Source organism: Bradyrhizobium sp. SRS-191 (assembly GCF_024586915.1).
Lineage (GTDB): Bacteria > Pseudomonadota > Alphaproteobacteria > Rhizobiales > Xanthobacteraceae > Bradyrhizobium.
The window spans coordinates 113361-140037 of record NZ_JANBVS010000007.1; the positions used below are offsets into that span (position 1 = coordinate 113361).

The window sequence follows — 26677 nt, forward strand, 5'->3', positions numbered from 1 at the left end:
CTGCGCTGCAGCGCAGCGCCTGGAACGGACCCTCTAAGCGACGGGGGCTTAAGGCCTTCTTAGAGCTTTTCCAGAGCGGCTGTCGAGCCGGAATCCCACGGCGGGACTTGGGCGATTTGTCCAAGGCTGCGCCGATGACGGCCGAACGACGGTGGTCTTGCGGCAGACCTGCGGCCACCTCAGGTGGTGCGATAATGCAGCACGCCGTCGACCTCCTGCGCGGTCAGGCGGCCCTCGACGAGCATGTAGTTGACGTGCGCGATCAGCTCGCCGGCGGCGAAGCCCATCTGGTGCGGATCGAGCACGTGCTTGTGGAACACCACGGGCACGAGCTGCGCCGAGGTCTTGGTCTCGTCACGGCAGGCATCCGCGATCATGCGGCAGCGCTCCTCGTGATGGTCGGCGAGCTGCTTGATCCTGGTCTTCAGGCCGTAGAACGGCACGCCGTGGCCGGGCAGCACCAGGAGATCATAGGGCAGGGTGGTGGTGAGGCTCGCCAGCGACGCCAGATATTCGCCGAGCGAGTTCTGGTCCGGTTCGACCGCCCAGACGCTGACATTGGGCGAGATCTTGCTCAGCACCTGGTCGGCGGACAGGAACAGCTTGTCGGCGGCGCAATACAGCATCACCTGGTCGAGCGCGTGGCCGCCGCCGGTGATCACCTTGAAGCGGCGGCTGCCGATCTGGATCTCGTCGCCATGGGCGATGCGGCGATAGGAGGCCGGCAGCACCGAGACGCGCTGCAGATATTCCTGGCCGCGGCCGAGCAGCTTGTCGGTCAGCGTTTCGTCCATGCCGTGGCGGCGAAAGAACAGCCGCTGCGCGTTGCGCCGCTCCTCGGTGCCGCGGTTCTGGTGATAGACCGATTGCAGATATTCGACCTGCGACATCACCAGCGGACAGTTGAAGCGCTCGACGATCCAGCCGGCGAGGCCGACGTGGTCGGGATGCGAATGGGTGACGATCAGCCGGCTGATCTTTACATGCTTCAACGGCCCTTCGAGCAGCCGCGTCCAGGCGGCGATCGATTCCTCGTTGCCGAAGCCGGAGTCCACCGCGACCCAGCCGTCGCCGTCGGCGAGCAGGTAGATGTTCACATGGTTCAGCCGGAACGGCAGCTTCAGCCGCAGCCACAATACGCCGGGCGCGACCTCGACGACCTGGTCCTCACCGGGATGCTGCTCCCAGGGGTAGCGCAGGGCTTCGGCGGAGGAGGTGGCGGTGTCGGTCTTGGTCATGCCTCATCGATTAACGGCCACAGCGGGCGAGCGCCAGCCGAAAAACGCGGCGGATTCACATGGCTGCCGGGCATTCCGGGACGCGGCAGGCGGGGGCCTCATGGTTCGAGACGGCGCTGGGCGCCTCCTCACCATGAGGGTTGAGGATCTGCGCTTCGATCGCTCGGTCGGCCGGCCCCTAGCGACCTGACCTCCTCACCCTGAGGAGCCCGCCAGAGGCGGGCGTCTCGAAGGGCGAGGCCCGGATGGCGACTACGCCGCCCTGATGTTGGTCAGGAACGCGTCGACCTCCTCGCGCAGCGTCTCGGCCTCGCGGCGCAGTGTCTCCGAGGCGCTCAGCACCTCGTTGGCGGAGGTGCCGGCCTGGGCCGAGGCGCTGGAGACGCCGGTGATGTTGTTGGAGACCTCGGTGGTGCCCGACGCCGCCTGCTGGATGTTGCGGGCGATCTCGTGCGTCGCGGTGCCCTGCTGCTCGACGGCGGCGGCGATCGCTGTCGTGACGTTGTCGATCTCGGCGATGGTCTCGCCGATGTTGCGGATCGCCGACACGGCCGACGAGGCGACCTGCTGCATGCCGGCGATCTGGGTGCGGATCTCGTCGGTGGCCTTCGCCGTCTGGCTGGCGAGGCTCTTCACCTCCTGGGCGACGACCGCGAAGCCGCGGCCGGCCTCGCCGGCGCGCGCCGCCTCGATGGTGGCGTTGAGCGCCAGCAGGTTGGTCTGCGAGGCGATCGCCTGGATCAGGTCCACGACGACGCTGACGCGGCTGGCATTGTCGGCGAGGCCCTGCATCGTGGAGTCGGTGGCGCCGGCCTCCTCGACCGCCTTCTTGGCGATCTGCGCCGAGGTCACGACCTGGCGGCCGATCTCCGCGATCGACGACGACAGCTGCTCGGTACCGGCCGACACCGTCTGTACGTTGACCGAGGTCTCCTCGGCCGCGGCAGCGACGGCGCTGACCAGCGAGTTGGACTGATCGGCCGTCTGCGACATGCTCTGCGCGGTCGTCTGCATCGCGCTGGCGGAGCTCTGCAGATTGGCGAGCGCGCTGCGCACCGTGGCCTCAAACTCGGCGATCCGCGCCTCCATGCGCGTCGCGCGCTCGGCCTTGGCCACGTTCTCGCGATCCTGCTCGGCGGCGAGCGTGCGCGCCTGAATCATGTTGTCGCGGAACACCTGCAATGTGTCGACCATCGCGCCGATCTCGTCGTGCTGCTTGGACGCCGCGATCTCGGTCTCGAGGTCGCCGCTCGACAGGTTCTGCATCGCCTGCTGCAGCCGCTTGATGCGGCGCAGGATGTTGCCGCCGACATAGAGCCAGACGAACAGCACCGAGCCGAGCAGGGTGGCCGCGCCGGCGCCGATCATGCCGAGCGTCCCCAACTCGATCTCGCGGCCGGCCGTGCCGGTGGCCCCTTCGGTCGATTTGCGCACGCCCTCGACCAGCTGCTGGACGCTGATGTCGAGGCCGACATTGAGCTTGCGCGTCTCCTCCAGCACGGTCTGGCCGTAATCGTTGGCGTCGAGCTCCTTCTCGCGGGTCTTGAACACGCGGGTCTTGCCTTCGCCGAGCGCGGCGAGCTTCATCGCGGCATCGTTGATCGCCTTGGTGCCGCGGCCGCTCGGCAGCAGCTCCAGGTTCGATTTGAGCTGCGCCAGCGAGTCCTTGAACTGCCGCTCGACGGCCTCCAGCGTGTCGCTGTCATTGGCCGAGAGCGCGGCGGCCATCTGCGCCACGATCAGATTGCCGGATGCGATGACGTTGCCGAGCTGCTCGACGAAGCGCGCCGCCGCCGTTGCGTCGTCAGCCGACACTTCCGCCGCGCCGAGCACGGCATTGAGCTGCGTCTGCGCGTCGAGCATCGGCTCGTTCGCCGCCTTGGTGAACTCCTCCTGCGCCTTGCGCAGGGCGTCGTATTGCTGATTGTGCGTGGCCGCGACTGCGAGCCGCTCGCGCGCCGCCGAGACCAGGCTCTGATTGGCCTCGTTGATGTTCTTGATGGTCTCAGCGAGCGGCGCCACGACGCTCTTGGCGGCGCCGAGTGCTGCGATCTCGGCAAGCCGCTGCTCGGTGCCCTTCTGGATCTCCTGCATCTTCTTCAGCCGCTCGTTGAGCGCATCCTCGCTTTGCGAACCCAACAGCGCGGGGCCGAGGCTGGCGAGGCTCGAGCTCTGCGCCAGCAGCTGCAGGCTGGAGGTGAGGCGGGGAATGTCGCGGCTGGAGAGGTCGACCATGGTGCTGCCGATGTGGCGCAGCATCAGTCCGGCGCCGATGCTGATGGCGATCGCCATGCCCGCGATCACGGCGAAGGCGGCGAACAGGCTGCCACGGACGCCCCATCTGGGACGCAGGACTCCGAGCATTCTGCTGAAGCTGAATCGACCCGCCATGTCTCGTTTCCCTCAATAGCCGCTACTTTGAGCTGATGTTTGCGGGGCACTATCGCGGCGGCGAGTTAACAATCCGGGAAATTACGCAGTTCGTGCTGATTTTTTGCGCATTTCCGCATTTCATGTCGCGGCATTCTACAGCGCAGAAAGGGTTGTTAGTCCGCGGAACCGATAACCCATGATAACAAAAGGCCGGCATCGCTGCCGGCCGCTCGCTGCTTGTTTTTATTTGACGCCTGTGTAGCTCAGTAGCGGGCCGCGACAGGAGCGCCCCAGTTGAAGCGGTAGTTCACGCCGGCCTTGAAGGTGTGATCGTCTGTGCTGAAGCTGCCGGTCGGAACCAGCGCGGCGGGCGTCGTGAACGTGGCGTTGCCGAAATTGTAGTACTGATACTCGGCCTTAGCCGACCAGCTCGGCGCGAACATGTATTCGAGGCCGCCGCCGATGGTCCAGCCGTTGCGGTGATCGCCATTCGTGGCGAAGGGCACCGGGGTGCCGGCCAGCGTCACCTTCTCATTGTTGTCCGAATAGGCGTAGCCGCCCTTCACATAGAGCAGGCCCGGACCCCAGGTGTAGCCGAAGCGGCCGGTGATCGAGCCGAGGCCGCGCTGGCTGTTGGTATAGGTATAGCCGAGCGGGAACGCCGCGCCGACATTACCGCTCAGCCAGCTGTACTGGCCTTCCGCGCCGATCACCCAGGTGGGCGCGAACTGCCAGTCGGCGCCGACCTGCACGCCGCCGAGGAAGCGGCCATTGGAATTGTTGCCGGTGCCGAGGCCGGAATAGTTGTTGTTGCTGGAGAACGCGCCGCCGAGATGGGCGCCGATGTAGAAGCCGGTCCAGTTGTAGATCGGCGAGACGTAGGCCGGCGGCGCCTTGGTCGCGTAGGGATAGGTGCGGGCGCCGAGGTCGGCGGCGAAGGCGGACGGAGCCGAGGCGAGCACGGCGAGCGCAACGGTGGCGAACAGGATCTTCTTCATGGCGGGTCTCCAACTCAGACTAACAAGGCTCGCGCAGTGCGCGCCGTCGATGGGTTGGAGATAGATCGAATTTGAATCAAATGCTGTCACTCGCGCAGCACACCGCCCTCGAACCCAACCGGTTCGCCGGCAAACGTCGCGTCGTAGTTAGCAGAGTCCTAACGAAGCCTGTCGTGCGGATCGTTCGTGCACGCCGCTGTGCCGTTGCGGCACAAGCGGTTAACGCGCCTTAAGGGCTTCGTGCAGCGCCGCCGCGGCGTCGCGCAGCTGAGACCGGTGAAAGTCGTCGTCCGCGGGAATCGCGCCGACGCTTGCGGCGAGCTCGGTGAGGATCGCGGCGAGCAGCCCATAGTTCAGGTGCATGTGGATCGACTTGCGGACGTCCTCTGCTCCCGGCCGCTCCAGGGTCAGCGCCAGCCCTGAGGGTTCGAGATGCACCTCGAAGCGCGAGGATCGTTCGAACGTGCCGACGTAGAACTTGTCGGGATATTCCAGCGCGATCTCGGCCTTGTCGGGAATGGGTTTCGACATCGGAAGGCTCCTGAGGGGGATACGCCGCAGCCTCGCAAATCCGACGCGGCCCGCCTTGCGCCAGGTCAGACGATTGCCATCGCCGCCGAGCCCACCGCAGGCCGCATCGGCCGCCGCCACCGGCTGCGTCGCTCCGTCCAGGGGGCGCCGGCTCATGCGGCAAGGGCATGGCCGCAGTTCTACGGATACGGAAATTTACGTTCGTTGAAAAAGGGTTGTGCATGCTGATCGCATTAACCGCTCAGGCCGGAGCAGCTAAGCCGGCGCCCATCGATCCTCAGCGTGGATGTGGCGCACCCCGGCCCCCAGCCGTCTCGGTCCTCACGAGGAATGTCGTCCGACATGAAGATGCGTCTTTCCATTTCCGCGCTCATTGCAGTCTTCGGCCTCGTGCTCGCGCTCGGCTTCGGCGCCGTCGTCCTGACCAGCGCCTATGCGCTTCGTGAGCTCAAGGTCGGCGGACCGCTCTACAGCAAGATCAAGCTCGGCAACGACCTCGTGGCCGACATCCTGCCGCCGCCGGAATATGTGCTCGAGGCCTATCTCGAGGCGACGCTGGCGTTGCGTGAGCCCAAGAATCTGGACACGCATGCCAAGAAGCTCACGCAGCTCAGGAAGGACTACGAAGACCGCAAGGCGTTCTGGACCACTTCGCCACTCGAGCCTGAGCTGAAGTCGCTGCTGGTCGAACGGTCCGATGCCGAGGTCGGCAAGTTCTGGCGGGCAGCCGAAGGCGAGCTGATCCCAGCGCTCAGCGCCGGCGACATGACCAAGGCCGGCGCCGCCTATGCCCGGCTCAGCGACGCCTATGCTGCGCACCGCGCTCTCATCGATACGCTGGTCGAGAAGGCGAACAAGTTGAACTCGGACATGGAGGGTACGGCCGCGGATCAGGACAGCCGCATCTCGGTCGTGGTCTGGACCGTGGCTTGTATCGTGCTGGCGCTGGTCGTTGCGGGAATGACGGGCCTCGTCATCGGCGTCGTGCGGCCGCTGTCGCGCATGACCGGTCTGATGCGGCGGATTGCCGAGGGCCAGCTCGCCACGGAGATTCCCTATGCCGATCGCGGCGACGAGATCGGCGCGATGGCGCGCGCGCTCGACGTCTTCAAGACCAATGCGATCGAGAACAACAGCCTGCGGGACAAGCAGGACCGCGACCGCACCGCGGCCGAGCAGGCGAAGAAGCGGGCCATGCTGAACATGGCCGACGTCATCGAGCGCGAGACCGGCACGTCGGTCGAGGCCGCGGCCAGCGCCTCGCGCCAGGTCGAAGCGGTGGCCAGCGGTCTGTCCAACCTCGCGCACGAGCTCTCTGCCGATGCCCAGTCCGTCGCGGCGGCTTCGGAGCAGTCGCTCGCAAATGCCCAGACCGTCTCGTCGGCGGCCGAGCAGTTGAGCTCGGCGATCCGCGAGATCTCCAGCCAGGTCGCCCGGGCGAGCACCCTGACCAAATCGGCCGTCGGAGGGCGCGAAAAAGCCAAGACCACGATGCTGTCGCTGACCCAGGCGGTCGACAAGATCGCCGAGGTGTCGAACCTGATCGGCGGCATCGCCGGGCAGACCAACCTGCTCGCGCTCAACGCCACGATCGAAGCGGCGCGCGCCGGCGAGGCCGGTCGCGGCTTCGCCGTGGTCGCCGCCGAGGTCAAGTCGCTGTCGGATCAGACCGCCAAGTCGACGGAGGAGATCTCGCGCCTGATCGGCGAGGTGCAGGCCACCACGCAGGCGACCATCGACGTCGTCGAAGGCATCGGCAGCCAGATTTCCGAGATCGACGAGGTGGCGGCCTCGATTGCCGCGGCGATGGAGGAGCAGCACGCGGCGACGCAGGAGATCAGCCGTTCGGTCCACTCCTCCGCGAGCGCCGCGCGCGATGTCTCGTCCAAGATCGGCAATGTCGGCAAGGATGCCGGGATGGTCAATGATCGCGCCGCGGAGGTTCGCAGCGCGATCGGCGACGTCGCCTCCAGCCTGACGTCGCTGCGCACGACCCTGGTGAAGGTGGTCAGGACGACGACGGCCGAGGCCGACCGCCGGCACGCGCCGCGATTCAAATCCAGCTTGCCGATCAAGGTCATCGACAACACCAAGGGGATGGTGAAGGCCGATCTGGTGGACATCTCCGAGGGTGGCGCCTGGTTCCGCTTCGAGCCCGAGCCGGGGATCGGCGATCGCGGCGTTCTGCAGTTCGCAGGCTTCGACCACGATGTGCCCTATCTGGTTCGCGGCCGTGACCGCGACGCGTTGCGGGTCGAGTTCGATCTGGGCGCCGCGCGCGAGTCCTTCGTCACCTGGTTCAGGTCGGCCTTCACGCGCGAGGCGGCCTGAGCCGTTTGCGGCGCTGATCAAAAGAAAAAGCCTCCGCCTGAGCAGGCGGAGGCTTGTCTCTTTGGCGGGCTCGTGTCCGTCACGCCCGGCGAACGAGGTCGCTGATCCGCACCGGGAAGCGCCTGATGCGGACACCCGTCGCGTGCGCCACGGCGTTGGCCACCGCGCCGGCCGAGCCGGTGATGCCGATCTCGCCGACGCCCTTGATCCCCAGCGGATTGACGAACGGATCGTGCTCCGCGACCGTGAACGCCTCGATCGCGGGGACATCGGCATTCACCGGCACATGATACTCGCCGAGATTGGCGTTCATGATCCGCCCGCTGCGGCGGTCGGTGACAGCCTCCTCGTGCAGTGCCAGCGAGATGCCCCAGATCATGCCGCCGACGAGCTGGCTCTTCACCAGCTTCGGATTGATGATCCGGCCCGCCGCGAAGGCGCCGACCATGCGGGTCACGCGGACCTGGCCGAGATCGGGATCGACCTTCACCTCGGCGAAGACGGCGCCATGCGAATGCATCGCGTACTGCTCGTTGGCGGCCGGATCAGGCACGCCTGAACCGGAGCCGTCGACCTCGTCGAGGCCGGCGCGCGCGAGAATGTCCGCATAGCTCTCGCCGCGGCCCTCGTCGTCGCGCCGGATGAGGCGGCCGTTGCGGGCGATCACCCCGGCATTGCCGGCGCCGAACAGCGGCGAGCGCTGGTCTGATGTCGCGAGCTCGGCGAGCCTGGCGATGACGGCTGCACCGGCGTTGTGGATCGCGGTGCCGACGGTCGCGGTGTGCGCCGAGCCGCCGGCGATGCCGGCGTCGGGCAGGTCCGAGGTGCCGGCCTTGAACGTCACCTGATCAAGCTCCAGCGCAAGCGAATCCGCCGCGACCTGCGCCAATGCGGTCCACGCGCCCTGGCCCATGTCATGCGCACCGCTCTCGACCACGCCGCTGCCGTCGCGCCGGATCACGGCCCGCGCCTGGCCTGCGAACATCAGCGCGTGGAACGTCGCGGTGCCCATGCCCCAGCCGACCAGGAAGCCGTCCTTGTCGCGCATCGTGCGGGCCTTCAGCGGCCGCTCCCACCAGCCGAAGCGCTCCGCGCCCTGCGTGTAGCACTCGCGCAGCGCCTTGGAGGAGAACGGCTTGCCGGTGGAAGGCTCGACCTCAGCGTAGTTCTTGACGCGGAAGGCGAGGGGATCGAGGCCGCAGGCCTCCGCCATCTCGTCGACGGCGCTCTCCAGCGCAATCGATCCCGGCGCGAGGCCGGGGGCGCGCACGAACAGCGGCGTGCCGGTGTCCATGCGGACGGCGTCATAGGTCGTCGCGATCGCGGGGGCGGCGTAGAGCGTGTGCGTCACATGGGCTGCCGCTTCGTAGAAATCCTCGAAGCTCGAGGTCGCGATCCGCGCATGGTGATGGATCCCCGCGAGCTGCCCCGCGGCGCTGGCGCCGAGGCGCAAGGTCTGTTTAGTCGGCGAGCGATGGCCGAACGGACCGTAGAGCTGCTCGCGGCGGGCCACGAGCTTCACCGGACGGCCGACCATCTTGGCGGCGAGAATGCCGAGCACCTGCGGTCCCGCCATGAGGCCCTTGCCGCCGAAGCCGCCGCCAAGAAAGGGGCTGCGGATCAGGATGTTGTCCGGCGCGATCCCGAACAATTCGGCGAGGCGCGCGCGCATCATCACGAGCCCCTGCGTCGGGGTGTCGATGACGAGCCTGTCGCCCTGCCATTCCGCGACGATCGCATGCGGCTCCATCGCATTGTGGTAGTGCGGCGGGGTCTCGTAGATCGCCGTGATCTGCTTCTCGCTGGCGGCGAACGCCGCCTCGACATCGCCATGGCGCTGTTCGGCCGGCATACCCATGCCAACGACCGGCGGCACATAGGCAGCGTCAGCATCCAGACCGATGCGCGCCGGCTCAGCCTCGTAGCGCGGCGCCAGCAGGGCGGCGCCTTCGGTCGCGGCTTCCAGCGACTCGGCGATGACGACGGCGATCGGCTGGTTGGCGTAGCGCACGCGATCGTTCTGCAGCGCCTCGAAGCGGAACGAGAACGGATTGGGCTTGCCGTCGGGATCGGAATGCAGCGGCGGCCGGTTGGCCTGCGTCATGACCTCGACCACGCCGGGATGCGCCTTGGCCGCCGCAACGTCGAGCGCGGCGACGCGGCCACGTGCGACGCTGGAGACAGCCAGCACCGCATAAAGCAGGCCGGGCGGATTGTTGTCGGCCGCGTAGGTCGCGCGGCCCGTGACCTTGGCGAGACCATCGACGCGCGACAACGGCTGACCGATGTTCGAGCCATGGCGGAGATGGGCGGGATCGCGGGAGAGATTGAGCTCAGGCGTCATGAAGCGCTCCTGGAACGGCGGAGAAGGGAGAGGCCGGCAGCGCCGGCATGCGCGACGGCGTGCCTTGCGCTGCGGCGGCAAGCGCGCGCACGATCAGCTGCCGTGCGAGCGGGATCTTGTAGGCGTTGTCGCCGGACGGCTTTGCCTCGCGCAGCGCCGCGTCGGCCGCGTGTTCGAACACCTCCGGCTCGGCGGACTGTCCGGCGAGGAGCGCTTCGGCGTCATGCGCACGCCACGGCTTGGCGGCGACGCCGCCGAGCGCGAGACGCGCCTGCTTGATGCTGCCGTTCTCGATCACGAGGCCGGCCGCAGCGGAGACCACGGCAAAGGCGTAGGAGTTGCGCTCGCGGACTTTGAGATAGCGCGCGTGCCTGGCGAAACCTCGTGCGGCCGCGGGCAGCCGGACCGCAACGATCAACTCGCCGGGATTGAGCACGCCCTCACGCTCGGGCGTGCTGCCGGGCAACAGATGCAACGCCTCCAGCGCGACCTCGCGGCGGCTCGAGCTGCCTTCGATCTCGACGACCGCATCAAACGCCGCCAACGGAACGCAGAAGTCGGACGGGTTGGTGGCGATGCAGGCGTCGCTCCAGCCGAGCACGGCGTGCTGGCTGTTCTCGCCGTCGCGGGCATCGCAACCCGACCCGGGCGCGCGCTTGTTGCACGCGGAGGCGGTGTCGTAGAAATAGGCGCAGCGCGTCCGCTGCAGCAGATTGCCGCCGACGGTCGCCGCATTGCGCAGCTGGGCCGAGGCTCCTGACAGCAGCGCTTCCGCCACCGCAGGGAAGTCGCGGGCGAAAGATGCGTCGTAAGCCAGGTCCGCATTGCGTACCAGCGCGCCGATCCTGACATCGCCATTGTCCAGCGTCTCGATCCGCGTGAGCTCCTTGATCTGCGTGATGTCGACCAGCCGCTCCGGTCTCACAACATTGCCCTTCATCAGGTCGAGCAGGTTGGTGCCCGAAGCGAGATACGCCGCGCCGGGTGCGCCGGCCGCCGCGATCGCTTCGGCAACCGTCGCGGGCTTCACATAATCGAACCGGTTCATGCCGCGCGCTCCTTCTCGCCGGCGAGCGTCGCCTGCGCGTCCAGCACGGCCTCGACGATGCCGACATAGGCGCTGCAGCGGCACAGGTTGCCGCTCATGCCCTCGCGCACACGCTCGGGATCATCGCCGGCCTGGCCCTCGTTGAGGAGACCGACCGCGCTCATGATCTGGCCCGGCGTGCAGAAACCGCATTGCAGGGCGTCGTGGGCGATGAACGCCTCCTGCACGGGATGCAGCTGATCACCCTGGGCGAGGCCTTCGATGGTGGTGATGGCGGCGCCGTCGAGGCTGAGCGCGAGCGTCAGGCAGGAGTTGATGCGGCGCCCGTCGACAAGGACGGTGCAGGCGCCGCACTGGCCGCGGTCGCAGCCCTTCTTGGTGCCGGAGAGGTGAAGGCGCTCGCGCAGGAGGTCGAGCAGGGTGACCCGGGGGTCGTCGAGCGCAAGCGTGTGCGGCTCACCGTTGACGGTGAGTCTGACAGTCCAATTCATGCGTTGTTCCGATCGAAGCGATGGCCTAATCGGATCGCAGCGGGCATCGCCTTACGGGCAATGATCCGTCCAGATCCAGCGACCGCGGGACGACAGCATGGGAAGGTTGGCTGTCCCGGGTGGCAGGTCTATTTATACGGAGGGATCCTCCGTTTAGCAAGTGGACATGAACGGTCCGTCATCAAGAGCTGGTGAGATGGAGACGAAACCACAAGAGCACCACCGCAAGCCGCGCGCCGACGCGCAACGCAACCGGGAGCGCGTGCTCGAGGCGGCCAAAGCCGTGTTCAGCGTCGGCGGCGCCGAGGCGAGCCTGGAGGCGGTGGCGCGTCAGGCCGGCGTCGGCATCGGCACGCTGTATCGTCATTTCCCCACCCGCGAGGACCTGTTCGAGGCGGTGTATCGGAGAGAGGTCGAGCAGCTCGCCGAGCTGGCCGAAGAGCTGAAGAGCGAGCCCTCGCCGGTCGAGGCGCTCCGGCGCTGGCTGCGTTCGACGGTGCAGTTCGTCGCCACCAAGAAGGGCATGATGGCCGCGCTCGCGATCGTCATGACGGCCAACTCCGAGCTCGCCGCCTTCTCGCACGCCCATCTCACCCGCTCGATCGGCGCGCTGCTCACCCGCGCCGTCGACGCCGGCGAGATCCGCGGCGACATCAGCGCCGACGACGTCCTGCGCGCGCTGATCGGCATGTGCTACATGCACGACCAGGCCGGTTGGCAGCAGAGCGTGCTGCGGCTGCTGGATGTGTTCGTGGATGGGTTGCGGGTGGGGAAGGGGCGGGAGTGAACTTGCTACGTGCGGCGCGTGGGCTGAGTGGCTTGTCGGGAGCACTGTTTCACAGCTCTCTCGTCCCGGCGATGCTCTGTCGATCCGGTTGCTCTCTCCCTCGTCATTCCGGGGCGCGCGAAGCGCTAGCCCGGAATCCATAACCACGACATCCGCTTCGGTTCGGGCTGCCCGCACACGGCGTTCTCGCTTCTCAACGGTCGCCCGTGAGTATGGATTCCGGGCTCATTCGCGTGCCGCGAATGCCCCGGAATGACGGCGTCAGTGATGCTAAACGACCGGTGTCCCGCAGGCTGCGCAGAATTTCGCGCGCGGTGTTCTCAGCGGCTTTCCACACGACGTGCATGGCGGACCGAAATCGCTTCGTCGATGGTGCCAGATCGCAAGGGCGTTCGTCTCATCGAAGCCGGTCAGTTCGCGATAGCGCTGCAGTGCCCCGCCTTTGCTGTCGACCGCGGCAGCGGCTGGCTCGAGATTGCATTCATTCGCCCGCCGATACTCTTTTATGTCGTCTAACCGTTTCCGAAGGAGAGGCTCGATCTCGGCCCATTCCTCTTCGTCGAGCATGGGCACTTCGATGCCGCAACGCCAGCAATAGGCTGTGATCGCCATCTCACCCCCTCAGCCACTCCATCAGCGCCTGCGTCGTCTCCTCCGGCTGCTCGGGCTGGGGCAGGTGGCCGCAATTCTCCAGCACCACCAGCCAGCTGCCGTCGATGCCGTCGGCCATCTCCTTCGACAGGCTGTTGGGAATGGTGTTGTCGGTGTCGCCGGTCAGCACCAGCGTCGGGCAGCGGATCGCGGTCAGTGTCGGGCGTGAGTCCGGGCGGGCCATGATGGCGGTGAGCTGACGGATGAAGCCGATGACGCCGACTTCCTCGGCCATGTCGTGCACGAGCTGGCGCAGCCGCGGATCGGCTTGACGCGACGGGTGGACGAAACCCGCGAACAGCTCGTCGACCACGGTGTGATAGTCGCCGTCCTTCGCGCGCGTGATCATGGTGCGGCGGCGCGCGCTCGCCTCCGGCGTGTCCGGCCGCGCCTGGGTGTTGATCAGCGCCAGCCGTCCCACGCGCTCCGGCGCTTGGCGCATGATCTCGAAGGCGATGTAGCCGCCCATCGAGTGGCCCGCGAGCGCGAAGCGCGGCGGCGCCTCGGCCAGGATGCGGCGCGCGATCGCGGCCATGCTGTCATCGCGGATGTGGTTCGCCACTATGATGGGCGCGAGCCGCCACAGCGCCGGGATGACCGGCGCATAGATGCGGGGCGACGAGATCAGGCCGGGCACCAGCACGAGCGGCAGCGCATCAGTCATGGCTTATCCCCCTGGAACGGCGTTACGCTCGTTGAAATCGGGTGTCGCTCGCCCGACATGCCATTTACGCGCGAGATGCCGCTGATGTCCAACGAAGTCCTTCGCTTCGAGTTGCGCCGCCAGAGCGACGATCTCGTCTACAGCTTTGCCCGGATGGTCCGCCCGGACGGCAGCATCGGCTTCAAGCGGGCCGATGGGGATTATTGGGTCACTTGGAAGCCGGAGTGGGGCTGGGTCGCCTGGGACGAGCCGTCGCAATCCTGCATGGGCCGGCCCTGGAACGTGCTGCCGCAGGATCAGGGCGCAGTGCCGCCGGAGGGTGATTGGGTGAGCCGCAGGGGTGCGAAGTCATACGTCTATACCCTCGTCCATCTCGACCCCTGACCTCGACGCGATGACGCTGGCGGACCGATCAAACGAAGACGCATGAATCGGGAGTGCGAGGTCGCGACATCGTCTCGGCCGTCGGCGCGAAAGCGGTCGCGCGATCATTCGCGGCAAACCAGTGGCAGCGTCCGCAATACGCCTTCTTGTGCCCGATCTAACTACTTCCGATCCGGACCCCGTCACCGCCGTCAGGAGCGTGATGATACCAGGAGGCATTTTCAATCGTGGCAAGCGCGCCCGAGGTCACGATAAAATCACGTAATTGGCGGGCGATACGCCGCCAGGCACGGCTGCGACTATAACGATTAGTTCGAACGCAACGTAACTTCACGTCGATGCACGAGCGCCTGCAATCGGCGCGCCAAGCACTGGCGCTCGTCGCGCTCCAGCGGTTGCTGAAGGTTCGTTGCAACCGTTGGAGCATGGATGCATCGGCTGCAGCCGTGCACGCTGCTGCGAGATGGTGTGATGGTCTGGCGCGCGAGCGGCGGCCGTGGCGGCACGCGGCTCTCTGGGCGCCGCGGCAAAGCCGCCGGTCGTGAGCCGACCCTGACGCAGCATCGGGGGCGCTGCCGGTGCAGGCAGCGCCCCCGATGCTCGCGGATGTTCGAAAGGTCAGACCAGCAGCGGCTGAGCCGTGGCAGCGAGCTGCTTCAGCAGCGGCAGAAAGCGCTCTTTCATCTCGTCGACCGTGATCCGGTCGACGTGCCCGCCGATGTTGGCTGCGGCGATGATGCCGCCGTCGTAGCGGCGGATCGGCACCGAGATCGAGCGGAAGCCCTGCTCGGCTTCGCCGTCGACCAGCGAATAGCCGTCGCCGCGGACGGTTGAAATCGCTTCGATCAGCGCCTCCTTGTCGGTGATCGTCTGCGGCGTCATCGGTGCGAGCGTCATCCGCTCGATGGCCTGGCGCAGCTGATCGTCGGGCATCCGGCTGAGCAGCACGCGCCCGACCGAGGTGCAGAAGGCCGGCAGCCGATAGCCGATTTCGAGCCCGGCGGAGAACATCCGCGTCGGCGTCGCCCGCGCGATGAACACGACCTGCTCGCCGTCGAGAACGGCGAGCGAGCAGACCTCGTGCGCCTCGGTGGCCGCGATGTCCAGCAACGGCTGTATCACGGTGTTGATCTGGTTCGATGCGAGATAGCTGGATGCCAGCAGCAGCACGCGCGGCGTCAGCGAGAACAGCCGATCGTCGCCATGGACCAAGCCTGACGCCTTGAGGGTCAGCAGGATGCGTCGCACCGTTGCACGAGCGAGACCTGTGAGTTCGGCGGCCTTGCTCAATGTCATCGGCCGGCCCTCGCGGCTGAAGGCTTGTATCACCCGCAGTCCACGATCGAGCGCTTCGACGAACTCAGGCCCGTCGCCACGCGCCTGCTTCTTCTCCTCATCAGTCCGCTTTAGTTTTGGCATCGGCCTGACACGATCCGCTGTTGTTGTTTTCGGCCGCAGTGAAGCTGCCTTCCGCGCGCCCTTCGGCTTCGGTTGTAGCTTTTTCACTTGCGCTTCTCCCCACTTAAAGCGAATCTAATCTTGGCGAACATGTGTTCGGCTAGCGAACATTGTTAGATGATCGCGTGACGTCAACGCCCGATCTGCGACGGAACAGGAGAAACGGCCATCATGATGAGCAAGGAGCAGAACGACCTGATCACGCGCATCGGACCTGACGCCCCTGCCGGTAAACTGATGAGGATGTATTGGCAGCCGGCTGCCCTCGTGGACGAACTCGCGGGCGAGCGGCCGGTGCGCGCGGTGAAATTGCTGGGCCAGCAATTTGTTCTCTTCAAGGATGCACAGGGCCGCTATGGTCTACTAGACCGCGATTGTCCGCACCGCGGTGCGGACCTCGCCTTCGGGCGTCTGGAACACGGCGGCCTGCGCTGCTCGTTCCATGGCTGGCTGTTCGACGTCGACGGGCAGTGCCTGGAAACCCCGGCCGAGCCGGCCGGCTCGCCGCTGTGCAAGAACGTCAAGCAGCGGTCCTACCCGGTGGTCGAGAAGGGCGGCATCCTCTGGGCGTGGCTCGGCGACGGCGCGCCGCCGGCATTTCCGGATCTCGACTGCTTCACCGCGCCCGACACCTACACGTTCGCCTTCAAGGGACTGATCGAATGCAACTGGCTTCAGGCGCTGGAGGTCGGCATCGATCCGGCGCACGCCTCGTTCCTGCACCGCTTCTTCGAGGACGAGGACACCTCGACCGCCTATGGCAAGCAGTTCCGCGGCGCCTCCGCCGACAGCGAACTGCCGATGACCAAGGTGCTGCGCGAATATGATCGCCCGATCATCAATGTCGAGCGCACCGAATACGGCCTGCGCATCATCGCGCTGCGCGAGATCGATGGCGAGCGCACCCATGTGCGCGTCACCAATCAGCTGTTCCCGCACGCCTTCGTCATCCCGATGAGCACGGAAATGACGATCACGCAGTGGCACGTGCCGGTCGATGACGAGACCTGCTACTGGTACGCGATCTTCACCAGCTACGGCGCGCCGGTCGACCGTGCCAAGATGCGCGCGCAGCGGCTCGAACTCTATGAGCTGCCGGACTACCGCTCGCGCAAGAACAAGAGCAACGACTACGGCTTCGATCCGCGGGAGCAGGCGACCGAGACCTACACGGGCATGGGCAACGACATCAACGTCCACGACCAGTGGGCGGTGGAGTCGATGGGCCGCATCCAGGATCGCACCCGCGAGCATCTCGGCCAGTCCGACAAGGCCATCATCCAGTATCGCCGTCTGCTGCGCGAGCAGATCGAGACCGTCGCGCGCGGCGAGCCGCCGATGCTGCATCTCGACGCGGCCGCCGCACGCAGCGTGCAGGGCCCGGCGACGATGGACGGCATCGGCCCGACACGCGGCTGGGAAACCTATTGGATGGAAGTCGACGTCCGCCGCCGCCGCAACGCCCCCTGGGCGGCGCCGGTGCCCGCGGATATCGTGCGGCTGGCGCCGCATCTGAGCGCCGCGGAGTAAGGGTGGCGTGATTGGGATGTCGATCGGCGATCGTGAGAGAAGAGCGCACGACAAACGCGGTGCGCTCCCTCTCCCCGTTCTTCACGGGGAGAGGGCTAGGGTAAGGGGCAGCCACGCGCACCGACCGTGCGGAGAGCCCCCCTCACCCGGATTGCATCTGACGATGCAATCCGACCTCTCAGTGCGAACGAAGCTCGTCACGCCCCCGCATGCGGGGAGAGGCGGGGACCGAGCCCGCCGCACCGCTGCGGACTCGATCGCGCAATCAGCCATCCTCATCAGGAGCTATCGTTGAGTTTCGTCGCCAGGCATCAGCTGTGGACCTCTGAACAAGCCGAAGCCGCGGTGCGCATGCGCCGTCTCGCCGAGGAGCACGGCCTCAATACCATCCGCTTCTCATTCCCCGACCAGCACGGCATCCTGCGCGGCAAGGCGCTGACCGTCGATGCGGCGCTGGCCTCGCTCGAGGACGGCTGCTCGATCACAACGACGCTGCTCGCCAAGGACACCTCGCATCGCACCGTGTTTCCGGTGTTCACCACCGGCGGCGGCTTCGGCATGGCCGAGATGCAGGGCGGCAGCGATGCGCTGATGGTCGCCGATCCCACGACGTTCCGCGTGCTGCCCTGGGCGCCCGGCACCGGATGGGTGCTGTGTGATCTGTATTTCGCGAATGGCGCGCAGGTTCCGTTCGCCACGCGCAATCTCCTGCGGTCCGCGCTCGCGACGCTCGATCAGCGCGGCTATCAGTTCAAGGCCGGCCTCGAGGTCGAGTGCCATATCTTCAAGGTCGAGGACCCGCGTCTCGCGCCGGCCGATGCCGGCTCCCCCGGCCAGCCCGGCGTGCCGCCGGCGGTCAGCCTGCTCACCCAGGGCTATCAATATCTCACCGAGCAGCGCTTCGATCAGATGGAGCCGGCGCTCGAGATCATCAGGGCCAATCTCACCGCGCTCGGACTCCCATTGCGCTCGATCGAGCTGGAATACGGCCCGAGCCAATGCGAGTTCGTGCTGCAGCCCGGCATCGGGATGGAGCCCGCCGACACCATGGTGCTGTTCCGCAGCGCCGTGAAGCAGATCGCGCAGCGCCACGGCTATCACGCCACCTTCATGTGCCGGCCGCGGATTCCCAACGTGATGTCGTCAGGCTGGCATCTGCATCAGTCGCTGGTCGCGCGCGACGGCAGCAACGCCTTCATGACCTCGGAGGCCGACGGTTTGTCGGCGCTCGGCCGCGCCTACATGGCCGGCCTGCTCGCGCATGCCCGCGAAGCCGCGGTGTTCTCCACGCCGACCATCAACGGCTACCGGCGCTACCGCGCCTACTCGCTGGCGCCGGATCGTGCGATCTGGGGCCGCGACAACCGCGGCGTCATGATCCGCGTGCTCGGCGGCCCCGGCGATCGCGCCACGCGGCTGGAGAACCGCATCGGCGAGCCCGCCGCCAATCCCTATCTCTACATGGCCTCGCAGATCGCAGCCGGTCTCGACGGCATCGACCGCAAGCTCGATCCAGGTCCCTCGGCCGACGTGCCCTACGAGACCCAGGCGAGCCTGCTGCCGAAATCGCTGCGCGAGGCCGTCGATGCGCTGAAGGACGACGCGTTCTTCCGCAACGCGTTCGGCGCGACCTTCATCGACTACTACACCTTCATCAAGAACGCCGAGATCGAGCGCTTCCAGCAGGAGGTCTCCGATTGGGAGCAGCGCGAATATTTCGAGATGTTCTGACGGCGGCGCTGTTGCCGAAAGCAACACACCCGCTTTCGCGGGGCTAGGTGAAAGCTCGCCTCGATCTCATTCTCTCGCCCTCATTCTCTCGTCCGTCTTGCAAAACCTTGACCCCTCACCCTGAGGAGCCGGCCGCAGGCCGGCGTCTCGAAGGGCGAGGCCCGTGCTGTGGCCTCATGGTTCGAGACGGCGCTGCGCGCCTCCTCACCATGAGGAGTGAGTTCCGAAGCCGGAGCTCACATTGGACATGAGCAGCATGTTCACGGAGAGGGGGCAGCGCTGAAACGAGAGCGGCGGTCGTTAGGACATGACGGTGCCCTCACACGCTCCGCGTCAGGCCGCCGTCGACGCGGATGTTCTGGCCGGTGATGTAGGCCGCGCCGTCGGAAGCGAGGAACGCGATGGTGGCGGCGATCTCCTCGGCCTTGCCGTAGCGGCCCATCGGCACGGTGCTGCGGCGCTCCTCGGTCGCCGGCAGGCTGTCGATCCAGCCCGGCAGCACGTTGTTCATTCTGACGTTATCGGCCGCATAGGTGTCGGTGAAGATCTTGGTGAACGACGCCAGCCCGGCGCGGAACACGGCCGAGGTCGGAAACATCGCCGACGGCTCGAACGTCCAGGCGGTCGAGATGTTGATGATCGCGCCACCCTTCTGCGCCTGCATGATCGGCGTGGCCAGGCGCGCCGGGCGAATTACGTTCAGCAGATAGGTGTCCAGTCCCGTGTGCCACTGCTCGTCGGTCAGCTCCAGGATCGGCGCGCGCGGGCCGTGGCCGGCGCTGTTGACCAGCACGTCGATGCGACCCCACCGGCTCATCGCGCCATCGACGAGGCGCCTGAGATCGTCGTTCGACTTGTTCGAGCCGGTGACGCCGAGGCCGCCGAGTTCGGCTGCCAGCGCTTCGCCCTTGCCTGAGGACGACAGGATCGCAATTTGGAAACCATCCGCGGCGAGACGGCGCGCGGCTGCCGCGCCCATGCCGCTGCCGCCCGCGGTGACCAATGCGACCTTTTGCGTTGCCATAGTGATGATCCTGCCCTGATGACCGACGCGAGGATGTAGCGCGGTTGCTCCTGTGGCGTCGAGGGCGTGATGCAGCCGTGGACCGCGCGGCGCGGGGGATCTCGCTGCTCGCCCCGATAGTTCCCGCGGCGGCTCGTCGCATTTTCGTGAGCGAGCCGCCGGCCGGTTTCACACAACCCCGCCTGCGGGAACCCGAGCCGGTCGAGCGGCATATCGATGTGCGCTGCATCGGAACACGTGGCGCCCGCGCAATCCTGCGCGTCACTGGACCGAAGGCGGAGCACGGAAAGATGTCAGAGCACAAGCCGCAGCGCGATCGGGCGGTCGTCGACAGCGGCGACGCGTCCGACCTGTCGTCGGACCGGCACGACATCTTCTTCGCCGCGGTCGAGACCACGCGGATGCCGATGATCGTCACCGATCCGCGCCGGAACGACAATCCGATCCTGTTCGCCAATCGCGCCTTCCTGGAGATGACCGGCTACACGCTGCCCGAGATCGTCGGCTCCAATTGCCGCTTCCTGCAGGGCCCGGACACCGACCGCGACACCATCGACGCGGTGCGCACCGCGATCGCCAGCCGCCAGGACATCGCGGTCGAGATCCTGAACTACCGCAAGAACGGCGCGGCGTTCTGGAATGCGCTGTTCATCAGCCCCGTCTACAACCGCGACGGCGAGCTCGTCTATTTCTTCGGCTCGCAGCTCGACGTCTCGCGCCGGCGCGACGCCGAAAGTGCGCTGGTGCAGTCGCAGAAGATGGAGGCGATCGGCCAGCTCACCGGCGGCATCGCGCACGACTTCAACAACATCCTGCAGGTGATCATCGGCTACACCGAGACCTTGCAGGGCGCCGTCAGCGAGCTCGCCCCCCGGCATCGCCGCGCCGTCGACAACATCCGCTCCGCAGCCAACCGCGCCGCGACCCTGACGCAGCAATTGCTGTCGTTCGCGCGCAAGCAGCGGCTCGACAGCCGGCCGATCAACCTCAACAACATGATCGAGACCATGGTGCAGATGGCGCGGCATACGCTCGGCGAGAGCGTGCGCATCGTTGTCAAGCCGCAGCCGGGGCTTTGGAACAGCCGCGTCGACCAGACCCAGGCGGAGGTCGCGCTGCTCAATCTGTTCGTCAACGCGCGCGATGCCATGCCGCATGGCGGCACGCTGACCATCCGCACCGAGAACAAGGAGATCGCGGACGAGGACATCGTGCAGTTCGGCGTGCCCAAGGGCGGGCGTTACGTGGCGCTGAAAGTCTCGGACGACGGCGTCGGCATCCCGCACCACATCCTCGCCCGCGTCGCCGAGCCGTTCTTCACCACCAAGGAGGAGGGCAAGGGCACCGGCCTGGGGCTCGCGATGGTCTATGGCTTCACGCGGCAGTCCGGCGGCAGCACCTACATCTACAGCGAGCTCGGGCTCGGCACGACCGTGCAACTGCTGTTTCCGGCCACCGAGCAGGAGATCGCCACGCCGTCGGTGCGGCCGCAGATGGTGATGGACCGCACCGGCAGCGAGCGCATCCTCATCGTCGAGGACCGCGCCGAGGTCGCCGAGCTCGCGCGCTCGATCCTGGAGGATTTCGGCTATCGTACCGAAGTGGCCGCCAACGCGAACGCCGCGCTGGAATTGCTGGACTCCGAGATCCGCTTCGATCTCATGTTCACCGATCTGGTCATGCCCGGCGGCATGAACGGCACGGTGCTGGCGCGCGAGGCGCGCAAGCGGCAGCCGAAGCTGAAGGTGCTGCTGACGACAGGCTATTCCGATGCCGCGGTCGAGCGCGCCGACGCCAATATCGGCGAGTTCGAGATCATCAATAAGCCCTACCGCCGCACCGATCTGGTCCGCCGCGTCCGGCAACTGCTCGATGGCCCGACGGGCGTGACCTGATGCGCCGCTTGACCCAGCGAGTCCTCGCGTCGAAAGTCGGTCTTGCGAGCGGAGAACCAGGCATGCGCCACGTCACGATTCAGCCGGCAGCCAATGTGCCTCGCGAGGCAGGCGTGGTCGCGGCCGGCGTCTACGCCAATGGCCATCGCGTCGCCGACATCGCCATCGAGGACGCCGGCGAGTGGAGCCGGCGGCCGGGCCATGTCGTGTGGATCGGGCTGCATGAGCCGGATGCGGCGCTGCTGCAGCGGATCGCCGATCAGTTCAACCTGCATGAGCTCGCGATCGAGGACGCCTCCAAGGCGCATCAGCAGCCGAAGGTGGAGCGCTATGGCGACGCGCTGTTCGTCGTCGCGCGGACCGCGCAGCTGGTCAAGGAGCACATCGTCTTCGGCGAGACCCACATCTTCGTCGGCCCGGGCTTCGTCGTCTCGGTGCGTCACGGCGCCTCGACCTCCTATGGCGCGGTGCGCGAGCGCTGCGAGAGCTGTCCGGGCTCGCTGGCCAAGGGCGAGGACTACATCCTCTATGCGATCCTCGATTTCATCGTCGACAACTACCGCCCGGTGACCGAGAGCATCATGGCGGAGGTCGAGACCCTGGAGGAGGTCGTGCTGCAGCGTCCGCTGGCGCGGCACGAGGTCGACCGGCTCTATCGTCTCAGGCGGGATCTCTTGCGGTTGCGCCGCGCCGTCGGCCCCGTGGTCGACGTCTGCAAGCGGCTGGAGCATGTCGACAATGTCGCGATCGACGCCGAGATGGCGCCGCTATTCCGCGACGTGCTCGATCACGCCAAGCGCGCCGAGGAGGATGCAGATTCCTTGCGCGAGATTCTCGCCTTTGTGTTCGAGGCCAGCATGATGGCCGGCCAGGCGCAGCAGACCGACATCGCCCGCCGGCTGGCGGCGTGGGCGGCCATCCTTGCGGTGCCCACGGCGGTGGCGGGAATCTACGGCATGAACTTCGAGCACATGCCGGAGCTGAAATGGCAATACGGCTACTACGCGGTGCTCGGCTTCATAGCAGTGGTGTGCAGCGTGCTGTACTGGCAGTTCCGGCGGCGCGGGTGGCTGTGAGGTCAGTCAGCGATGCGCGATGAGTAAGTTCGCCTGTGGCGACAAAGCCGGTGCACCCTCTCCCCTTGTGGGAGAGGGGGGCTTCGATGCGAAGCATCGAAGGCGGGTGAGGGGTCTCCATCGGTACGGGCATTCGCGGAGAGAGACCCCTCACCCGGCATGCCCGAGCTTCGCTCGATCATGCCACCCTCTCCCACAAGGGGAGAGGGTACACCGCCGCCGTGGCAAGAGATGCGATCGTTATCGGAAGCTGCAGATCAGCAAGAAACTACCCCTTCGCGAACTGTCGGTAGTCCGGCTCCCGATGAAACCAGAACTCGTAGCCGCTCACCACCTTCTGCATCGCCACGTCGTGGATCGGCTGGTTCAGCGGCACCACCGGTACCTCGCGCATGCACAGCGCAATGAAATCCTTCACCGTGGCCTCGTACTCTGCCGCATCGGTCGTGAACCGTGCCTTCTCGATCAGGCCATCCATCTCCTTGCTCTGATAGGACGAGATGTTGAAGATCGAATTGCGGCCGTGGAAATTCCAATAGAAGTAGTATTCGGGATAATCGAGCCAGCCGGAGAACCGGTTCAGCGCCATCGGCAGCTCCTTCTTGTTCAAGGTCGTCCGCCAATTGGCGCCCGGAATCTTCTCGATCGCCGCCTTGATCCCGATCTTGGCGAGGTTCTCCTGGATCAGGATCGCGGTGGGCTCGCCGACGGTCGCCGTGCCCGCGTCGAGCGACAACGTCGTCTCGAGTCCCTCCAATCCGGCCTCCTTCATCAGCGCCTTCGCCTTGTCGAGATCGGTGACATAGGGGAACGGCTGCGGCCACACCGGCTTGCTCACCTCAGGCCCGCCGCCATACATCGGCACGGCGCGGCCGAAGAATGCGCTCGACTGGATCTGCTCATAGGGCATCGCCCAGGCGATCGCCTGGCGCAGCTTCACATTGTCGAACGGCGGCTTCGCCGTATTCAGCGCGACATACCACAGCGCGTTCGGGATCGGCACGCCCGTGACCTTGACCTTGCCCTCCTTGATCAACTGATCGAAGTCGCGCGGCGCGAAGCCGCTGGAGAGATCGGCATCGCCGCGCTCGAGCATCGCGCGCCGCGTGCCGGCCGAGGGGATGTCGCGCGCGATCACGCGCTTGATCCTGGGCAGCGGCCCGCACTTCCAATTGTCGAATCGGCTCAGGATCGTCTCGGTCCCGGGCTTCCAGCTCTCCACCTTGTAGGCGCCGCTGCCGGCCTCGTTGGCCTTCAGCCAGGTCAGCGCCCACGGATCCTCGGCGGTCGCGTTCTTCCTGGCGAGCTCCGAATTGATGACGAAGGGCACCACGACCGCGACGTTGAACAGCAGCATCTTGTCCTTGCGGAGGTAGTCGATGCGGAAGGTGTGGTCGTCGACCACGACGAACTGCTCCGGCTTCTCCAGCGAGCCCGCCGACATCTGGAAGGTCGGGAAGCCGCCGACCGAGACCGCGCGATCGAACGACCACTTCACGTCCTTCGCGGTCACCGGCGTGCCGTCGTGGAAGGTCGCATCCTTGCGCAGCTTGAAGGTGCAGGACATCCCGTCGGCGGCGACCTCCCAGCTTTCCGCGAGCTCCGGCGCCAAGGTCGCGCGATCGTAGGATGCGGTGCCATCCGGCAGCGTCTTCGCCGCATAGCTGAGCAGCCGGTCGTAGCAGTTCCAGGCGAGCCCGTTCACGGTCTGGTTCGAGCCGACCCCCTGCATGTCGAGCGAGTTCGGCCCGAGCTCCTGCACCACCAGCAGCGTCTCGGCCCGGCCTTGCGCCAGCGCGACGCGCGGGCCGAGCGCATGGAGGCCGGCGGCGCCAAGGCCACCGAGCACGACGTGGCGGCGTGTCAAATCGAAATGCGAGCTGCTCATCGGGCCCCCCTGCGGTGCGATACGGTTGCAGTCGAGGAGGCAAGGCGCGTGCCATGGCATAACGGTCACGCCGCGGCGGATCGTCCCTGATGTGCGCACCACCAGCCGGCGATCGCGTCGGCCAGCTCATCCCACATCGCGGTGGGCAGATCGGGCACCGCCACGCGGACGCTGTAGCGGTCGGTGGTGGCGTCGTGAAACCATTCGGTCGCGGCGAAGTCGAAGCCGAAGCTGCCGGCGTGACGGATCGGCAGTCCGGCGCGCCTGAGGTCGTCGCTCATCGCGGCCGCGGCCTGCCGCGCCGTCGCTTCATCGAGCGGCGTGCGGCTCGCCAGCGTGACATAGAGACCATGCGCGAAGTCCAGTTCGGCGGTGAGGCCGCGCAGCGTCGTGGCAAACCGCCGCCGCGCGCGACGGCTGTTGCGCAGGATCGCAGCGATGCGCCGCGCCGTGAGTTCGCGATAGCCCGGCGCGCCCACGTAAGGCGGGAAATGCGCCGGCAGTGCCGCGCCGCCGAGCAGCCTGACCGCGTTGCGCGTCTCCTCCGGCAAGGCGGCAAGCGCAACGCGGCGGGCCGTGCGCGTGGCCGTCCAATCCATGAAGGCGACCGAGCCGAGCCGGCCATATTCCGCCCCGAGCGAATCGAGTTTGGTGTGGCTGCGCAGCATCACGACCGGCACGCCGGAGCGACGCGCCCAGGCGAGCACGCGGCGGATGCGGCCCGAGCCGCTCGCAAAGCAGGTCGTGTCGAAGATCACGAGATCGATGGCTGGACGCGCACAGCGCAGGACGGCTTCGAAGCGCGCCGCCGTCGCGCTGGAATCGAGCAGCAGCAGCCGCGGCTGGGATGAGCGCCGTGCGAGCGCGTCGGCGAGATCGCGCGACGGCGTCACCGGGTGCAGATGCCGCGCATGCGCCGCGATCAGCTCCTGGGTTTCGCCATAGGAGCCCGGCAGCATCGTGAGCTCGGCCTCGCCGAGCACCGGCCGTACGGCGAGCAGCAGCGCGGCGATCGCCGCCATGCCGGAGATCGTATAGAGGGTGTCGCTGATCTCCTCGCCGACCGCATAGAACGAGGGCCCGCGGACGTCGAGATCGGCGCGCTGATAGTCGTAGGCGAACGCGAACGGACCGGCGCGGTGATTGTCTGCGTCGGCCCAGGCCGTCTCGGTCGCGGTCCAGTCGTTCAGCGCGTGCTCGGCCTTCAACGCGGCGGTGAGCTGAAACTTCTGCCTGACGACCTCTCCGACCGTGCGGGGCACCGGCAGCGCGTGCGGCCGCCGCAGGCAGCCGTTCAGGAGCTTGAGCTCCTGTTGCTTGCGGGCGAAATAGGCGTCGATCGTCTCCATCACCGGGCTCGTCATCGATGCGGGTCGTAGGCAAACGCGCCGATGGCATGTTGGGTCCAAATCTGAGGAGCGGTACGCGCCTGCGAAGTGCGCTAGGGTAGGGAGACCAAGGAGGATGCGATGACCAGCGAACTCGAAGGCAAGGTGGCGGCCGTCACCGGCGCGGCGTCCGGCATCGGGCTCGCCAGCAGCGAGGCGATGCTGGCGGCCGGCGCGCGCGTCGTGATGATCGATCGCGACGCGGTGGCCCTGGGACGCCTGCGCGAGCGTCACGGCGAGGTGGTGATCCCCGTGGTCATCGACCTGCTCGATGCGACGGACTGCGCCACCCTGCTGCCGCGCGTCCTCGACGCGGCCGGCCGGCTCGACATTTTCCACGCCAACGCCGGCAGCTATCTCGGCGGCGACCTCGTCGACGCCAGGACAGACGCGATCGACCGCATGCTGAACCTCAACATCAACGTCGTCATGAAGAACGTCCGCGACGTGCTTCCCCACATGATCGAGCGCGGCTCCGGCGACATCATCGTCACCAGCTCGCTGGCCGCGCATTACCCGACGCCCTGGGAGCCGGTCTACGCCTCCTCGAAATGGGCGATCGACTGCTTCGTCCAGACCACGCGCCGCCAGGTCTTCAAGCACGGCATCCGCATCGGCGCGATCTCGCCGGGCCCGGTGGTGACTGCGCTGATCGCCGACTGGCCGGCCGAGAAGCTGAAGGAAGCGCGCGAGGCCGGCAGCCTGCTGGAGCCGTCGGAGGTCGCCAATGTGATCCTGTTCATACTGACGCGCCCGCGCGGCATGACCATCCGCGACGTCGTGATGCTGCCGACGAATTTTGATTTGTAGGCCGCCGAGTCCGTCGCCGACATGAGCCGTCCCGACA

General features: G+C 66.8%; 21 protein-coding genes. 8 read left to right on the plus strand and 13 right to left on the minus strand.

The window, feature by feature from the left end; translation table 11 throughout:
* Positions 1 to 179: 179 nt before the first annotated feature.
* The 4 genes from NLR35_RS14825 to NLR35_RS14840 all read right to left on the minus strand — a co-directional run bounded on the left by NLR35_RS14825 (position 180) and on the right by NLR35_RS14840 (position 5140).
* On the minus strand, positions 180 to 1238 hold the full coding sequence (locus NLR35_RS14825) for an MBL fold metallo-hydrolase (protein WP_257167268.1): 1059 nt from the start codon (positions 1236 to 1238) through the stop codon (positions 180 to 182).
* A gap of 252 nt (positions 1239 to 1490) precedes the next feature.
* Positions 1491 to 3629 (minus strand): methyl-accepting chemotaxis protein, encoded by a 2139-nt coding sequence (locus NLR35_RS14830; RefSeq protein WP_257167269.1) that lies wholly within the window; start codon positions 3627 to 3629, stop codon positions 1491 to 1493.
* A 245-nt stretch (positions 3630 to 3874) separates the two neighbouring features.
* Complete coding sequence (locus NLR35_RS14835) at positions 3875 to 4609, minus strand: outer membrane beta-barrel protein (RefSeq protein ID WP_257167270.1); 735 nt, start codon at positions 4607 to 4609, stop codon at positions 3875 to 3877.
* 219 nt (positions 4610 to 4828) lie between these two features.
* Entirely contained in the window at positions 4829 to 5140 is a 312-nt protein-coding gene (locus tag NLR35_RS14840; RefSeq protein ID WP_257167271.1) for a hypothetical protein, read from the minus strand.
* Positions 5141 to 5482: 342 nt separating this feature from the next.
* Between NLR35_RS14840 and NLR35_RS14845 the strand changes: the two genes are divergently transcribed.
* Entirely contained in the window at positions 5483 to 7471 is a 1989-nt protein-coding gene (locus NLR35_RS14845) for a methyl-accepting chemotaxis protein (RefSeq protein WP_257167272.1), read from the plus strand.
* A 79-nt stretch (positions 7472 to 7550) separates the two neighbouring features.
* Here NLR35_RS14845 and NLR35_RS14850 read toward each other — a convergent pair whose 3' ends face one another.
* The 3 genes from NLR35_RS14850 to NLR35_RS14860 are packed head-to-tail and all read right to left on the minus strand — an operon-like array spanning position 7551 to position 11354.
* Positions 7551 to 9815, minus strand: a complete 2265-nt coding sequence (locus NLR35_RS14850) for a xanthine dehydrogenase family protein molybdopterin-binding subunit (protein WP_257167273.1) — start codon at positions 9813 to 9815, stop codon at positions 7551 to 7553.
* Positions 9805 to 10863, minus strand: coding sequence for a xanthine dehydrogenase family protein subunit M (locus NLR35_RS14855; protein ID WP_257167274.1), 1059 nt, complete (start codon positions 10861 to 10863; stop codon positions 9805 to 9807). Before NLR35_RS14855 ends, NLR35_RS14850 begins: the two co-directional genes overlap by 11 nt.
* Positions 10860 to 11354, minus strand: a complete 495-nt coding sequence (locus NLR35_RS14860) for a (2Fe-2S)-binding protein (protein WP_257167275.1) — start codon at positions 11352 to 11354, stop codon at positions 10860 to 10862. Before NLR35_RS14860 ends, NLR35_RS14855 begins: the two co-directional genes overlap by 4 nt.
* A 196-nt stretch (positions 11355 to 11550) precedes the next feature.
* On the opposite strand from NLR35_RS14860, the gene NLR35_RS14865 reads away from it, so the two are divergent.
* On the plus strand, positions 11551 to 12141 hold the full coding sequence (locus NLR35_RS14865) for a TetR/AcrR family transcriptional regulator (protein ID WP_257167277.1): 591 nt from the start codon (positions 11551 to 11553) through the stop codon (positions 12139 to 12141).
* Positions 12142 to 12411: 270 nt separating this feature from the next.
* Here NLR35_RS14865 and NLR35_RS14870 read toward each other — a convergent pair whose 3' ends face one another.
* Together NLR35_RS14870 and NLR35_RS14875 are read right to left on the minus strand one after the other, a co-directional pair.
* Positions 12412 to 12753: a zinc-ribbon domain-containing protein gene (locus tag NLR35_RS14870; RefSeq protein ID WP_257167278.1), complete on the minus strand. Its 342-nt coding sequence runs from the start codon at positions 12751 to 12753 to the stop codon at positions 12412 to 12414.
* A 1-nt stretch (position 12754) separates the two neighbouring features.
* Positions 12755 to 13456, minus strand: a complete 702-nt coding sequence (locus NLR35_RS14875; RefSeq protein ID WP_257167279.1) for an alpha/beta fold hydrolase — start codon at positions 13454 to 13456, stop codon at positions 12755 to 12757.
* Positions 13457 to 13540: 84 nt separating this feature from the next.
* Here NLR35_RS14875 and NLR35_RS14880 point away from each other — a divergent pair, with 84 nt between their 5' ends.
* Positions 13541 to 13840 carry a hypothetical protein gene (locus NLR35_RS14880; RefSeq protein ID WP_257167280.1) on the plus strand — a complete coding sequence of 100 codons (300 nt, stop codon included), beginning with the start codon at positions 13541 to 13543 and terminating at the stop codon, positions 13838 to 13840.
* 618 nt (positions 13841 to 14458) lie between these two features.
* Here NLR35_RS14880 and NLR35_RS14885 read toward each other — a convergent pair.
* Entirely contained in the window at positions 14459 to 15259 is an 801-nt protein-coding gene (locus tag NLR35_RS14885; protein ID WP_257167281.1) for an IclR family transcriptional regulator C-terminal domain-containing protein, read from the minus strand.
* 210 nt (positions 15260 to 15469) lie between these two features.
* On the opposite strand from NLR35_RS14885, the gene NLR35_RS14890 reads away from it, so the two are divergent.
* Both NLR35_RS14890 and NLR35_RS14895 read left to right on the plus strand, forming a co-directional pair.
* Positions 15470 to 16828 (plus strand): aromatic ring-hydroxylating dioxygenase subunit alpha, encoded by a 1359-nt coding sequence (locus NLR35_RS14890; protein ID WP_257167282.1) that lies wholly within the window; start codon positions 15470 to 15472, stop codon positions 16826 to 16828.
* 291 nt (positions 16829 to 17119) lie between these two features.
* Positions 17120 to 18559 (plus strand): glutamine synthetase family protein, encoded by a 1440-nt coding sequence (locus tag NLR35_RS14895; RefSeq protein WP_257167283.1) that lies wholly within the window; start codon positions 17120 to 17122, stop codon positions 18557 to 18559.
* A gap of 319 nt (positions 18560 to 18878) precedes the next feature.
* Here NLR35_RS14895 and NLR35_RS14900 read toward each other — a convergent pair whose 3' ends face one another.
* Entirely contained in the window at positions 18879 to 19583 is a 705-nt protein-coding gene (locus NLR35_RS14900; protein WP_257167284.1) for an SDR family oxidoreductase, read from the minus strand.
* 290 nt (positions 19584 to 19873) lie between these two features.
* On the opposite strand from NLR35_RS14900, the gene NLR35_RS14905 reads away from it, so the two are divergent.
* Both NLR35_RS14905 and NLR35_RS14910 read left to right on the plus strand, forming a co-directional pair.
* On the plus strand, positions 19874 to 21478 hold the full coding sequence (locus tag NLR35_RS14905) for a hybrid sensor histidine kinase/response regulator (RefSeq protein WP_257167285.1): 1605 nt from the start codon (positions 19874 to 19876) through the stop codon (positions 21476 to 21478).
* Between the two features lie 62 nt (positions 21479 to 21540).
* Positions 21541 to 22554: a magnesium and cobalt transport protein CorA gene (locus tag NLR35_RS14910; RefSeq protein WP_257167286.1), complete on the plus strand. Its 1014-nt coding sequence runs from the start codon at positions 21541 to 21543 to the stop codon at positions 22552 to 22554.
* 268 nt (positions 22555 to 22822) lie between these two features.
* On the opposite strand, the gene NLR35_RS14915 is transcribed toward NLR35_RS14910, so the two are convergent.
* Both NLR35_RS14915 and NLR35_RS14920 read right to left on the minus strand, forming a co-directional pair.
* Positions 22823 to 24442 (minus strand): ABC transporter substrate-binding protein, encoded by a 1620-nt coding sequence (locus tag NLR35_RS14915; protein ID WP_257167287.1) that lies wholly within the window; start codon positions 24440 to 24442, stop codon positions 22823 to 22825.
* Positions 24443 to 24507: 65 nt separating this feature from the next.
* Positions 24508 to 25791 (minus strand): hypothetical protein, encoded by a 1284-nt coding sequence (locus NLR35_RS14920; protein ID WP_257167467.1) that lies wholly within the window; start codon positions 25789 to 25791, stop codon positions 24508 to 24510.
* A 120-nt stretch (positions 25792 to 25911) separates the two neighbouring features.
* On the opposite strand from NLR35_RS14920, the gene NLR35_RS14925 reads away from it, so the two are divergent.
* On the plus strand, positions 25912 to 26640 hold the full coding sequence (locus NLR35_RS14925; protein ID WP_257167288.1) for an SDR family oxidoreductase: 729 nt from the start codon (positions 25912 to 25914) through the stop codon (positions 26638 to 26640).
* Positions 26641 to 26677: the final 37 nt, after the last annotated feature.

Bases quoted from the DNA above. Each gene is read 5' to 3' on its own strand.
- NLR35_RS14825 (WP_257167268.1), bottom strand. From the start codon at position 1,238: ATGACCAAGACCGACACCGCCACCTCCTCCGCCGAAGCCCTGCGCTAC.
- NLR35_RS14830 (WP_257167269.1), bottom strand. From the start codon at position 3,629: ATGGCGGGTCGATTCAGCTTCAGCAGAATGCTCGGAGTCCTGCGTCCC.
- NLR35_RS14835 (WP_257167270.1), bottom strand. From the start codon at position 4,609: ATGAAGAAGATCCTGTTCGCCACCGTTGCGCTCGCCGTGCTCGCCTCG.
- NLR35_RS14840 (WP_257167271.1), bottom strand. From the start codon at position 5,140: ATGTCGAAACCCATTCCCGACAAGGCCGAGATCGCGCTGGAATATCCC.
- NLR35_RS14845 (WP_257167272.1), top strand. From the start codon at position 5,483: ATGAAGATGCGTCTTTCCATTTCCGCGCTCATTGCAGTCTTCGGCCTC.
- NLR35_RS14850 (WP_257167273.1), bottom strand. From the start codon at position 9,815: ATGACGCCTGAGCTCAATCTCTCCCGCGATCCCGCCCATCTCCGCCAT.
- NLR35_RS14855 (WP_257167274.1), bottom strand. From the start codon at position 10,863: ATGAACCGGTTCGATTATGTGAAGCCCGCGACGGTTGCCGAAGCGATC.
- NLR35_RS14860 (WP_257167275.1), bottom strand. From the start codon at position 11,354: ATGAATTGGACTGTCAGACTCACCGTCAACGGTGAGCCGCACACGCTT.
- NLR35_RS14865 (WP_257167277.1), top strand. From the start codon at position 11,551: ATGGAGACGAAACCACAAGAGCACCACCGCAAGCCGCGCGCCGACGCG.
- NLR35_RS14870 (WP_257167278.1), bottom strand. From the start codon at position 12,753: ATGGCGATCACAGCCTATTGCTGGCGTTGCGGCATCGAAGTGCCCATG.
- NLR35_RS14875 (WP_257167279.1), bottom strand. From the start codon at position 13,456: ATGACTGATGCGCTGCCGCTCGTGCTGGTGCCCGGCCTGATCTCGTCG.
- NLR35_RS14880 (WP_257167280.1), top strand. From the start codon at position 13,541: ATGTCCAACGAAGTCCTTCGCTTCGAGTTGCGCCGCCAGAGCGACGAT.
- NLR35_RS14885 (WP_257167281.1), bottom strand. From the start codon at position 15,259: ATGCCAAAACTAAAGCGGACTGATGAGGAGAAGAAGCAGGCGCGTGGC.
- NLR35_RS14890 (WP_257167282.1), top strand. From the start codon at position 15,470: ATGATGAGCAAGGAGCAGAACGACCTGATCACGCGCATCGGACCTGAC.
- NLR35_RS14900 (WP_257167284.1), bottom strand. From the start codon at position 19,583: ATGGCAACGCAAAAGGTCGCATTGGTCACCGCGGGCGGCAGCGGCATG.
- NLR35_RS14905 (WP_257167285.1), top strand. From the start codon at position 19,874: ATGTCAGAGCACAAGCCGCAGCGCGATCGGGCGGTCGTCGACAGCGGC.
- NLR35_RS14910 (WP_257167286.1), top strand. From the start codon at position 21,541: ATGCGCCACGTCACGATTCAGCCGGCAGCCAATGTGCCTCGCGAGGCA.
- NLR35_RS14915 (WP_257167287.1), bottom strand. From the start codon at position 24,442: ATGAGCAGCTCGCATTTCGATTTGACACGCCGCCACGTCGTGCTCGGT.
- NLR35_RS14920 (WP_257167467.1), bottom strand. From the start codon at position 25,791: ATGGAGACGATCGACGCCTATTTCGCCCGCAAGCAACAGGAGCTCAAG.
- NLR35_RS14925 (WP_257167288.1), top strand. From the start codon at position 25,912: ATGACCAGCGAACTCGAAGGCAAGGTGGCGGCCGTCACCGGCGCGGCG.